The sequence below is a fragment of the Streptomyces marispadix genome, assembly GCF_022524345.1.
In the GTDB taxonomy this organism is placed as follows: domain Bacteria; phylum Actinomycetota; class Actinomycetes; order Streptomycetales; family Streptomycetaceae; genus Streptomyces; species Streptomyces marispadix.
This window is the reverse complement of sequence record NZ_JAKWJU010000002.1, coordinates 3,382,459-3,394,916: the sequence shown is the minus strand read 5'-3', so window position 1 is coordinate 3,394,916 and position 12,458 is coordinate 3,382,459. Positions and strand designations below refer to the sequence as shown.

Here is a 12,458-nt window from a genome sequence, read left to right as displayed (position 1 = left end):
CGCTACTGGAGGGATCCTGCATGCCAACTCCCTTGCCAGCCAATGCACTTGACAGTACCGATGCGGACCCGCAACGCTAACCTGAATGGATGCTGCCGTGGGTCGCGAGGGGTTGACGCCAGCAAGTGCAGCTCGAGCCATGACGACTGTCTGCGGACAGGTAGGGCTCGACTCTCGGCAGGCGAAATTGCTGAGGCTGGGCGAGAACGCCATCTATGCGCTGCCCCCCGAAGGCGTCGTGATCCGTATTGCTCGCTCGGACGCCGCTGACAACCACGAGAGAGTGGATAAGGAACTGGCGGTCTCACGCTGGCTCACTTCGCAGAAGTTCCCCGCTGCACGGCTCCGTGAGGACCTTCCGCAGCCGATGAGCGCGGACGGCAGGCTAATCACCTTCTGGGAGTACGTGCCACCATCCTCAGTGCAACCCCACCTGACGGATCTCGCCAGCTTGCTGCGCGCCTTCCACGCATTGCCAGCCCCCGGTTTCGACGTCGCTGTCCTCAATCCATTCCCCATCATGCAGAGCCGTCTCGCACACGCTGAGCGGATCGATCCCAGGGATGTCGAATTCCTTACCGAAGCATGTAACCGCGCTCGGTCGGCCTTCACCACCATCGTCATGGACAAGCAGCGGGGCGTGATCCACGGAGACGCCCATCGGGGTAACTTGCTGGTACGCGATGGACAAGTACTCCTGATCGACTACGAAGCCGTCGCCGTTGGTCCCCGCGCCTGGGACCTCATCCCCACCGCTACTGCAATGGACAGGTTCGGGCTATCGCGCCCTGACTACGAAGCCTTCTGCCGGACATACGGTTGCGATGTCACCGACTGGCATGGGTACGAGACCCTTCGTAGTGTCCGGGAGCTGGGCATGACCACTTGGCTAATGCAGAACGCACAATCTGGAAAAGCTGCAGAAGAGTTCGCACTGCGTATGCAATCGTTACGGGAGGAAGACCGTGAGCGGCAATGGCACGCTCTCTGACGGGCAGGGAGCAATCCCCTTCGAACCTTTCGCATCCCGAGAGCACATCCGCCTGACGACCGTCTACTCCACGCCTTGGACCTACGACCCGAGCCAGGTCCAGTCCGTTACCAAACGCCCGGGCGACTTCTTTCGCCTGGGCCGCCTGGCCAAGTACTACAACAGGTCTGACGAACAATTACCTCGCGTCATCCGGCACGAGGCCCTCAACTGCTCCAGCGTGACCTGCCACCGCTGGAGCGCTGGCGAACCGGTCGCCGCGCACATGTGGTACTTCGTCCTGCCTTCCGGTCAGGTGGTCGTTGCGTTGACCCTAGACGTGCCCGGCACACTGATGGGAACGATCCCGCTACTCGAAGACCTCTACTACGCCAGTATTGAATGCGACGGTCTGCCACTCGAACAGTTGGCAGCGAACCGGATCGGTTGCAAGCTCAACAGTCGCGGAGAAGTCCCGGGGTTCCTTCCGGAACGCCATCAACTCGTCTTCCATAGCGTCAACACACCCAACGAGATTCCTGACGACGACACCATCCAGCGCATCATCTATCGCAGCGACTTACCCTACCGAGCCGAGCACAGTTCTATCTGCTACCCCCAGGAACTCAACCGCCGGCCCACCACCGTAGCCGCACTCGGCCCTTACGTGAGCGTCCTGGGCGGACACCAGGACTACGTCGAGAACTGCCTGTTGATCTCTGCGATTCAGGTGGTCGGTTCCGCAGCCCGCCTCCGGCAGATCCGGGAAGTCGCCTACGCCTACGTTCACCGATTTCGGAATCGCACAACTGGGCAAGGCGGCGCCCACCACCGGCGTACAGCCCTGGAGGATATCTCAGATGGACTGAGTCAACTGGAACTCGAACTCAGCTACAGCGTGGAGGTGGGTGGAGATATCGGCATGCTCGTACCAGCCTTGCGCGTCGAAAGCTTCCACCAGGAACTGTTCGCAGCTATGGGACTCATCGGACGAGCTGCCACGATCGGGCAGATGCTCACCCGTCTAAGCAACGCCATCAGCGCGGAACTGACATCAGTGCAGAGCATGGAACAACGCGCTGCAGACCGTCGGCGAGTCCGAACAGTCGTCGCGGTCACATTCGTCACCACCATTAGCGGAACCCTGGGTCTGCTCTTCGGATTCTTCGGCATCAATGCCCGGCAAGTCGACGCACATCGCTCCATGTTTGATGAGAACTACACCCCGATATACACACTCATAGTGGCAATATTCCTGTGCGCCATAGTCATTTTCGCCGGAATGCGCATCCAAGAACGTTGGGAAGAACGCCGGGACCGCAGTAGCAAACGCACTTGGGACGGCACCCACCATGTGTTGGCTCGCGAAGTCGGCGCTGTAATCCTCGATCTACCCGTGCCGCCCGTCGCGTCCCCAAGGTCGGGAGTTCCTAGTACCCGACTCTCGGATGACCGCAACGAGTCTTCCCGCTCCACGCCACGTTGATCCTAGGATCAGACACATCGGTCGACTGGACTTTAACTCCCATGCAATAACCGAGGCTATTCGTAGTAGTCTTCCGCAGCCACCAACACTGACGTGAAGAAGAGGGGGAGGCCCGCCTCAGTCCGTGGGACTTCCTGTGCAGTATCTCGGGTAAACCCGAGTGTTACGCCACGGACCATTGGATTCTCCGGATCGGAATCATCGACCTGGTGCCCCCGCGACCTTAGGTCCTGCATGATCTCGGCAGCTGGTGTGCGGAAAACATCGACCCCGTTGAGGAGTACGCGCAGATCGGGGTCATCTCCTTCGAACCGCCACAGTTCGACTGCATCTACGCGCTCTCCCCTTTCGAGATGCACCACGATATCCATCGTCCCTCGCCCAAGGAGGAATCGCCCGGTGGGTCGTCGAGGAGGCCGCGGCTCGCGAATCTCTGGAACTCCCCACTGGGAAACTGCCTGCAAGGCCTCCTGGTAAGGCATACCAATTTCGACTGGGGAAACGCCGCGCGGCGGATCAAGGATGAAATCCATCGTCTTGCTCACTTCAGTAGATCGTAATTTATCTTCCACCCGTGGGCAGTCAAGAAGTCCTGCAGCCCCTTATTGGACTTCATACCTTCGACCATGTCCCGGATGTTCTCATCGTATTTCGAACCGTACAGATCGCGGATATCATCGATATCCATTTTCATCGCCTCATCGAATTTTCCTTCGTCGATGAGTGCGCGCTGCTGTGCTTGCCAGTCCTTTGCCTCCTTGGAACTCCCAGTACTCATCACATCTCTATGATCTTGCTTATCCATATAGATGGCTGGTCCCATGTGAGGGGACAGCTTGGGGTCAAGATGCTTGTAGGCAGATTTAGCAGGTATGTGGTTAACCTCGCCCCCAGTATTGGCCTTCCTCACCGGCCCATACCAACCGCCACGGTCCGTGCATCCCTCGGGAGCCAGTCCGCGAGGGTCGGATATTTGCAGTGGGTTATCAACATACGCGATGGGGTTGGGGGCAGGGGCAAGACCAAGGGGGTCAGGAGACGTGTAGCGGCCGGTCTCGGGATCGTAGTGCCGGAAGTAATTATAGTGGAGGGCGGTTTCGGGGTCCTCGTACTGGCCAGGAAAGCGAAGTGGGGTGTGTGCGATCGCGTCACGATTGCGCGTGGTGTTGCCCCACACAGTGGTGCGGTTATACCAGGCGATGTGGCCGTTTTCATCGACGAGTTCGGTGGGTGTTCCGATGAGGTCGGTGACGATGGCGAAGAAGCGGGAATCATAATCGCTCTGGTGGACGTTATTCTTGGAGCTTGGCTTTCGTTCGAGCTGTGTGATCGGCTTATGCCCATCGTGATCCCAGGTTAGGGTGACGCCAGTCGTGTTGTCGGTCTGTTCGGCGAGTCGGGTGCCATCCCATGTGAAGTAGACGGCTTCGATAACCGTTTCGCCGTCGGCTTCCATCCGAAACTTCGCCGTTCGGCGGCCCAATGGGTCGTAGGTGTAGCGCCATTGTGTGCCGTCGGGTGTAGTGCACGAAGTGAGGCGGTCCTCTGCATCCCACTCGTAACGCCAAGTGTCCGGCTTATGGGATATGCGGCGCTTCTGTCGCAGGGTCATGCGGCCAGCAGGGTCGTGTTCGTAGCGAAGGTGGCCGGCGGCCAGGATCCTGGTACCTGTGTACCGGCGTTCACCCCGGGCCTCTGGACGGCCGGCCTCCTCGGGCCACGTCGCCTCGGTTTGGTTGCCTATCTGGTCGTACGCATAGGATTCGGTCCACCCATCGGCGGTGACCCTGAGTGGCCTTCCGGCGGTGTCTAGTTCCACGTGTTGCCGCGCTCCGGTCACGTCGTCGGTGATGGACGTGAGGTGGTTATCGGCGCGGAAGGCGTAAGTGCGTGCCCGGAGGGTGCGACCAGGGACAGCTAAGTCATGCGCGACCGGTCGGCCGGCCATGTCCCATGCCGTGGTCAGCGCAACAGGCGTGGTCCCAGAGGTCAGCGCGCGGGTGAGTTCATGGCCGAGGGAGTCGTGTGTGAAGTCGAGACGATGGCCATCGGCGCTCAGTGCCGAGCGATTACCGGACTCGTCATACGCAAGTTCAGTGCAGGCGCCCGTGGGAGTGGTGCGAGAGGTGCGACGCCCGAGTACGTCGTACGTGAAGCCTGTAGTTCGGCCGTCCACTGTCTCGGACAGAATGCGTCCCATTTGATCGCGCTCAAAAACCAGCGTGGACGTGGGTGATGTCGCGCGTGCGAGTGTGCCTGCGGCGTCATACACGTAATCGGTGCGTATTCCGGCAGCGTCCTTCTCTATCAGCTGCCCCAAGTGGTCGTAGCTGTAGGCGATCTGCTGGCCTAGGGGCGTTGTGCGGGTCAGCACTCGACCCAAGGCATCGTGGGCGTAGGCGACTTCTCGGTTGTCGAAGTCGGATTCCTTGATGAGATTGCCCACCCGATCGTAGGTGTACTCCCAGGTGAGGCCCTGGGGATTCTGAACCTTGGTGAGTCGGAGTTCGGCGTCGTAGGCAAACGTATAGCGGATGCCGTCGGGCCCGGTGCGAGCCGACATCTGGTCGAAATGGGTGTATTCGAACGTGGTTGTACCGCCGTGCGGATCAGTGCGGGTGAGGCAGTTACCCTCGCCGTCCCAAGTGAGGTGTTCAGTACGGCCGTCCGGCGTGGTTCGGGAGGAGATGCACCCTTCGACTGTCCACTCGGCGCGCGTAGTCGCGCCGAGTGGGTCTGTGACGCTCGTGGGGCGGCCGAAGGCATCGCGCTCGACGGTCGAGACGCAGCCGGAAGCGTCGGTAGCTGAGACAGAAAGACCTGCATCATTGATGCCGTAGACGGCTGTTGCACCAGAGGCGTCCGTCACGGTTGCCACTGCGCCAGTGCGATGGTGGGTGAATCGGGTGGTAGCACCATCAGGAGCTGTAAGTGAGGTGCGGTTACCCCAGTCGTCGAAGTCCTGCGTCCACTCCGATCCGTCGGGCCCAGTCGCGGAAGTCAGGAGGTTCAGCTCGTTGTACACCATGGTTGCGCTGGTGCCATCAGGCAGATGAACTGAAATGAGGTTGCCCGCCCCGTCGTACTCGTACCTGGTCGTGGCCCCCATCGGGTCGGTGCGTGAGAGGAGATTGTCGTAGCGGTCCCACTCGGAAGTGCTCGTGTGACCGAGGGGATCGGTCTCTGCAATGACTTGGTGGAGGGCGTTGAGCTGATAGACGGTGGTGGCACCTGTGGCGTCGGTGAAGTGAGTGGTCCGCTGGACGCGGTCGTAGGACCACCGGGAGGAGAGGTAGCCCTCCGGTCCGATCGTTTCGGTGACGCGGTTCCCCTCGTCGTAGACGTATCTGTAGGTGGAACCGTTACGGTCCGTCCAGGCCGTGACACGGCCCTCAACGTCGTAGTCGAAGAGCATGGCCTGGCCACTGGAGTTCGTGACCGTCGTGAGGTTGCCGGCGGCGTCGTGGCCGTATGCCACCACGTTCACAGGACCGTCAGGGGTGGTGAGGGTGAGGCAGGTGACGAGGCCGCGCTCGGCATGCAGGTTGACGCGATAGCCGCCAGAGTGGACGACTGTCGTGGGCGTGCCATCATTGAGCCGGGCGAGACTGATCTCATTGCTGTTGCGGTCTTGCCACCAGCGCAGCCAGTACCAGCCTGAGCGGTGGGCAGGGCTGTCAGCGAAGCTGCGTGTGGTGCCCGTGTGCGGGTCAGTGATCCTGTAGGTAGTCTCGCCGAGGGCACCTGCGCCTTCCCAACTCAGTGATAGGCGCGGGCCTTCCTCCGGCCATACTTCGTCTTCGCCGTCCGCTGCGGGGAGTCGGGGGTAGTAGAGGATCGAGCCGTCCTCACGCGCCCATCGAACCGCGCCCTTGTCATCGACCTCGAGGCGCTCGTCCAGGGTGGAGGCCCAGGACGGTCCGAAGAACTGCCCATACCGGTACGTCGAAAGATGCGTCCGCGTGATCAGTAGGGGCAGCGCGGACGGCAGGGCCAGATCGGTTTGTGTCAGGACCATCTCGCCGCTTGCCACGTCGACCGGGTCCGTCTTGCAGTACCTGTTCTTACCGTCGCGGCCGATCAGCCGCATATCCGACCCGGACTTGTCCATAGAGTTCGGCTTTACGTGGCTGGAGTTGCCACCGCGTCCACCGATGTTGGGCCCTTTGCCGTCGCCGCGTGAGGTGATCGCCTTCATCGAGTCCGCGACGGAGTTCTCGTTGTCCCGGTGCTTCTTCGCCATCGAGCGCACGCCGCCGGGAACGCCGTCGGTGACGTGCTTGGCGACCTTCTTCAGCGCCTTCTCGGTGCCGTTGAGCGCGCCGTGCAGGACGCTGTCGAAGGCCTGGGTGAACGGGTCACGTCCCTTGGTGCGGCCGAAGGCGCCCTTGGCGCGGCCCAGCGGGGCCAGGGAGTTGGTGTGCATGTCGGAGCCGTGGCGGGAGAGCTTCTCCGCGCCGTTGTCGAACTCGTCCGGGTCAATCTTCATCCGGCCGCCCGCGCCGCCGCCTCCACCTCCGCCCCCGCCTCCGCCGGAGGGACCGTCCGCGGAGGCCAGGTTCATGCCGCCCTTGCCGCCGTGCCCGCCGCCCGAGTCGCCACCATCGCCGGCGTCCCCGCCGCCTCCGCCGCCTCCGCCGCCTCCGCCGGGCGGCAGGTGGATCGCATCGTCGGCCAGATCGAGGATCATGTCCTCGGTCATCTTCTCCAGCTTGCCGGTGATCGGTTCGGTCACCTCGGCCAACAGCCGGGAGACGATCTCCTCCTCGGCTTCCTTGATGATGCGACGGATCAGCTCCCGCATCGCCGCGGTCTCCGCCGCACCGATCAGCGCCGAGAGACCGCCGGTGACGACCGACAGTCCGATGCCGATGCCGATCGAGGCGGCCATCGCACCGAGCTCGATCTCGCACTTGATCTTCATCCCGTAAATGATGTCCGCGACCACGTCGCACGCCGTGGCGAACAGCCGCGAGACCTCGGGGACCTTGTCCAGGTGGGAGCCCTTGACCTTGCCCCAGTGCTCGCTCAGCGCATCGACCGCATAGCCCTCACTGGAGGCCAGGATGCGGTTGACCGCTGCGTGGGCCTCACCGCCGTGGCCCTCGAACTTCTCCGCGAACTCCCGCATGGCGTCGGCCATCTCGCGGTAGTCGTCCTCGTCCACGTTGGGCCAGTTGATCCCGATGAAGTCCAGAATCTCATCCAGCCAGCCCGGCAGAACGTAACCCATCCCCCGTACCTCCCCCGGTACAACACCACCGCTACGGCAGTCAGTTCGAAGCACCGAACAGTCTAATAACCGTCAACATGCCCTGTACAAGGACTAGTTCAGCCAGCAGTTGCGGCCGGGCCCTTCGAGCTCAATCCGCCCATACCTCCCGGACGTACTCTGACTAGGCGAGGCGTCGATTCGAACTCCGTACGTCTCACGTGCCGAGAGGTTGATGGAAATGCGGGTCGCCGCCGCAGATGAGGGGCAGGCTCAGGCTCCGGTGACTTGAGCAGTCAGTCAGCGTTGTACCGGAAGTAGCCGTATCCCCGGGGCAGTCGCCGGTAGGACGACCCGTTCGTGGCGTAGGCGGCGGACAACGCAGGAACCTATCGCTTGCGTGGTCTCTCAATGGTGATCACAAGAGGACGCAGATGAACGGAGTCTGTCCTGGAGAGCTGAGTAGCTTGGTCCTGTAGATCGGCCAGCAGCTTGTGGGAGGTTGCCAGTCGCTCAGCCCTGGCCCTACCTCTCTCTCCCGTGGGGCTCCAGAGTTCGATTGGGTACCAGCCGACGAGGTAGATGCCCACGTCTGTGTTCGTTTCGGGCAGGTACCGGCCCGCCAATTGATCCTTCTGCGCTGTCATGACATCGGCGTTCCAGGCTCCTTTGACCTCGATGATGAGTTTGAGCGGTTTCCCGATGGGAGCGTCCTCAAGTGAGGGCAGGGCGTCGATCAGGATGTCGGTCCGGTCTCCCGCGCCAAAGTCATTCGTGGGTTGAATCAGCACCTCACGGTTCACTGCCACACGGTGGCGGACCAGCCTCAGGTTCAGCTCGTGTGTGAGGTACGCACACAGCGCTGCTTCGGGCTTGGGACACCAGACGTCCGCGACAGGCTGATCCGCCGCGGCTGTTGCGGACTTCTCCCTGCGCCGGCCAGGCGTCCTGTCCCACAAGAGCTCGCCGTGTTGGGGAAGGTCTCGGGCTACCTGTTCCAGGACCTCGTACACAACATCGAGCAGGTCGATGCTGTTGCGAATCACGCGTCGTGAGGAATCCTGCAGGACCCGGGTCACGTCTCTCGTACTCATCTGTTTCCAGCTCGCGGCGGCGTATTCCTTTGTGGCTGCGACGACTGCCGCGGCCACTGCGAGCCGCTCGGGGAACTGGATTGCCAGCTTCCTCAGCTGGTGAACGGCCCCAGCTGTGGCACGCCTACTCAGCTCCCTGAGCAAGCGATCTCTCCATGTCCGCGCTTCCTCCTCCGGTGTGACCCAGTGCATTCCCAGATCGCGCTGATCCTCTTCCTCTGGGTACAGGTTGCTGAGCCATTGGTACAGATCCGCGACGCCGGCGTCGCTGAGGGAGCCATGAATCTGGTGACCGGTCTCGGTCCGCGCGCAAGCTTCGGCGAGGCCTCGGCCAAATTCGGCGTCAGTTGCCGTGAAGGCCTTAACACGGGCCCAGTGCGCCTCGGCATCCGTGATGAGCAGGGAGTGGGCTGCCTGCACGGCTGCTCTCGCGGCAAGTGGTGCCTCCGAACGGCCGTCGAGTGTGGCGTCGACCATGCTGTTCGCGATTCCGCTGCCGGTGGCCAGAAGGGAGCGGAGGAGTATGTCCCATGTCCAGAGCGCTGCCTCTTGTCCTTCTTCGCTGTCGGCCAGCACCAGCGGACCGTCAACGCGGGTTTCGAGTGCCGGCACGGCACCCTCTGCTTGGCTCGCCGCAAGCCCGAGGCAGGTTGCGACGCCGCTGGCGAGGCCTTCCATAGCTGCTTGGAGTTCGGGTGCCCAACGCGGGTCGACGATGTTGATTTCCAGGGGCTGCAGGCCATTGATCAGAGCAGTGGTGACACGCTGGGTGATGCGTCGTGCCAGGGTATTTGGCGCGTGGTCGGCGGTCAGTTGCAGCAGATCCCTGCGCGGGGCTTCTGAATAGCTGGTTGACCTGCCTGTGAACTGGGTCAGGACTGCGGCAGCCCAACGGCGCCACACCGATACAGGCAGATCCGCGAGTTGATCGTTGCTGTGCAGGTTGACCAAGAGTGCGTATCCAGTCCATGCGCGCCAGTCGCTACGCGAGTGCTGGAGCCAGGAATCAGCGTGGTCGTGCTCGGTTGTGAGATAACGCAACGCTAGTTCCGGCAAGTCCGACAGGTCATCTCCGAGGGCGACGACGCCTGGCCAGGCAAGGATGCTGTCAGACAAGTCCTCCAGTCGACCGGTCTGCGGCTCGACGCGCAGGCGCAGCAGGAACTGCCGCAGGCTGTCGTTGTCTCCCTCCCTAGCCTGAGTGAGGAGTCTCGCCTGTTTGGCGGTGAATTCAGCTGCGGGCCAGCGCTGGTGCTCTTGGGCTCGATGGTTTCGTTGCAGCGATTGTGCGAGATCGCTGTTGAGGTGTATCGGCTCATAGAAGGTACGCAAGTGCGGCCAGGCGGGGTGGTCTTCGTCGTATGCCAGCTCGAATGCCTCATGGTCGTCAACTGGGAAGAGGCGGGCAGCCAGCTCCCCGTAGACGGCGGTGAGTACGACGGCCCCAGAGGCAGCAGACTGGACTGTTTGATCCAGTGCCCATGCGAAGTCGACTGCGTCCACCAGTCGGTGGCGGATTGCCCTCTCGCGGAGCAAGGGCGCGTTCCATCGTACGGACGGAGGGAGCTGCCAGTCGTACGCAATCATCCAGGCTGCTAGACGGGGCTCGACTCCTACCTGAGCGGCTTCGCAGACGAGGGCGTGACACACTCGCCTGCGGAGTTCCTGAACCTGCCTCGACTCTTGCCCGTGCTTGTCAGGCTGCAGGCATTCAGGGAGAGGTACCTTGTGGTTGCCGCGAAGGAGGATCAAGATCATCTTCGCGAGGGAATGGAAGTATCGCTCTGGGTCGTCATCGGCAAGCACGCGGTTGACCGCAGAATGGATCAACGTGGTGTTCATGTAGTCGTGGGAGAAGACAAAGCCGCTACCGGAACGGTCCGGGGCGAGGATGCCCTTCCCCAACCACGCGAGAAGGCGTGGTAGATCTTCATCGGGGCACTGGCGCGACATCGTGCTCAGGAAGCCGTCCATCGCACCGTACATGTGCTCGCGCGGGGGGCGAAGCGCCGCGAGCATGGTCTCGACGTCAAGGTGGTCCGGCCACAGCAGCGACAGTACGGTGCCCCGAAGGTCGTGATCGGGGTCAATATCTGCCGCGGTGGAGGACTCCATCAGGGAGGCGAGAATCCTTCTGAGTCCAGGAACGGCGCGGTCAGCATCGCACCCGTGCGCGGCGCGCGCTGCGAGACGGCGCTCCGCCTGACCCCAAGCCTCGTTCTCTGCGAGCCGCAGGAGCGCTTCGGCCAATCGAGGGCTAGCCGTGCTGGCCTCCTGAGCGAGTTTGATGGCAAGGCGGACCCGGGCAGTGCTTTGCCAGTCGGCCGCACCCTCTTGCGGGGCCGTCTCCAGCACATCGGCAAGCTGATCCGCCAGCCCGGGGTAGTGCAAGTTCCAGCGGGTGAACGACCAGCCTGTGTTGCCAAGCTCGACCTGCGCAGCGCGTTCCAAGAGTCGGCTCACGGTCAGCTGGCGAACCTCGTCGGAGCGCACCAGGGCACTATGGACCGCCAAGCTCTCAGGATCGGCATCGGCAAGCCAGCGCGTCGCATTGGGGTTCATGGCCACGAGCCATGCAGCGGTCTCACGCAAGGGAGCCGGGATACTTGCCGTCTCACCGTCAGGTGCACCAACGAGGAAGAGATTCTTCAGCTGTTGCTCGTTGGTTTTTTGTTCGGTGAGATACCGGGCCGCTAGGTAGGCGGTCACGGACGAGTGCCGGAATGCCCTTCGGTTCTCCTCCGGTGCTGTGAACAGAGCGGTGGCCAGCGTTTCCAGGAGCATTTGCCGTGTGACTCTGTACGAGCCTGTAGTTCCCTGCTCAAGGTCGTCCAGAAGAGCGTCACCAGGTGCGTCGAAGGCACCGGCCTCGAAGACGTGGCCGAGCCACACGGACCGATGGCCGGACAGAAGCATCTGGGCGGCGATACGTCCCGCCAAGGACTCGCGCTGCGAAGCGCTTGTCACACCGGAGCTTCCGAACCGCTGGGGATCGCGCCCCTCGGCAAGCAGAGTCACACCGCGGGCGAACAAGTTCTCTGGCTTGCCATGCAGTTGGCCGTCACGCTGGTAGGTCAGAACCAGCAGTTCCAAGGTCAACGGAATACTGGCAAGCACGGCGGCTCCGGCCTCCTCTGCGGCCGCGATCAAGTCTTGCCCCGGCACGCCGGCACTGTCGGCAAGAGCCACAGCGTCCTCCCGACTCAGGGGCGCTAGGTCAACACGCCAGCAGGCCTTGAACGCCTTGGACAGCACAGCGGTCATAGTGGGCGGGTAGTCGTCCGTGCGGCAGGCCATGAGAAACCGAACCCGACTGGTGTCCCGCCCCCGCAGCGACCTCTCCAACCGCCGGGCCAGATGCAGCCTCAGCGGGCTCTCATCCATCTGGTCCAGGACCACCCACAGCACTCCCGTTTCACCGGTCGTTACTCCAGCCGGCGGCAGCCCGTCAAAGTGGCATCCCAACTCCTCCTGGTAGGAGGCCTCGGTCAGATTCCCACCGTTGATCCACAAGCACGCGGCGGTGGTCCCTTCCCACGGGTCGATGACGCTGGGTAGCTCCTCGGTGAGTTGTGACAACACAGAGGTTTTCCCGGAGCCCGGCTCGCCTAGCACGACCATCGCCCCGGCAGTCGCGATCACGCGGGGAACGGCCAGGGCACCCTCGAGTAACTGTCCAGGCTGTGTGACTACTTG

The 12,458-nt window shown here is 62.5% G+C and carries 5 protein-coding genes; 2 read left to right on the top strand and 3 right to left on the bottom strand.

Annotated elements, in window-relative coordinates:
- Positions 1-85 precede the first annotated feature (85 nt).
- Positions 86-991 carry an aminoglycoside phosphotransferase family protein gene (locus tag MMA15_RS14115; protein WP_241059966.1) on the top strand — a complete coding sequence of 302 codons (906 nt, stop codon included), beginning with the start codon at positions 86-88 and terminating at the stop codon, positions 989-991.
- A complete protein-coding gene (locus tag MMA15_RS14110; protein ID WP_241059964.1) occupies positions 966-2,456 on the top strand; it encodes a hypothetical protein in 1,491 nt (496 codons plus the stop codon). The genes MMA15_RS14115 and MMA15_RS14110 overlap by 26 nt, the downstream gene beginning before the upstream one ends.
- Positions 2,457-2,512: 56 nt before the next feature.
- On the opposite strand, the gene MMA15_RS14105 is transcribed toward MMA15_RS14110, so the two are convergent.
- The 3 genes from MMA15_RS14105 to MMA15_RS14095 all read right to left on the bottom strand — a co-directional run bounded on the left by MMA15_RS14105 (position 2,513) and on the right by MMA15_RS14095 (position 12,404).
- Entirely contained in the window at positions 2,513-3,001 is a 489-nt protein-coding gene (locus MMA15_RS14105) for a hypothetical protein (protein ID WP_241059962.1), read from the bottom strand.
- Positions 2,998-7,689: an RHS repeat-associated core domain-containing protein gene (locus tag MMA15_RS14100; protein ID WP_241059960.1), complete on the bottom strand. Its 4,692-nt coding sequence runs from the start codon at positions 7,687-7,689 to the stop codon at positions 2,998-3,000. Before MMA15_RS14100 ends, MMA15_RS14105 begins: the two co-directional genes overlap by 4 nt.
- A gap of 368 nt (positions 7,690-8,057) precedes the next feature.
- Positions 8,058-12,404: an NACHT domain-containing protein gene (locus MMA15_RS14095; protein ID WP_241059958.1), complete on the bottom strand. Its 4,347-nt coding sequence runs from the start codon at positions 12,402-12,404 to the stop codon at positions 8,058-8,060.
- Positions 12,405-12,458: the final 54 nt, after the last annotated feature.

What these genes read in the sequence shown, in the direction of transcription:
- MMA15_RS14115 (WP_241059966.1), top strand. Translation starts at nt 86, where the DNA reads ATGGATGCTGCCGTGGGTCGCGAGGGGTTGACGCCAGCAAGTGCAGCT.
- MMA15_RS14100 (WP_241059960.1), bottom strand. Translation starts at nt 7,689, where the DNA reads ATGGGTTACGTTCTGCCGGGCTGGCTGGATGAGATTCTGGACTTCATC.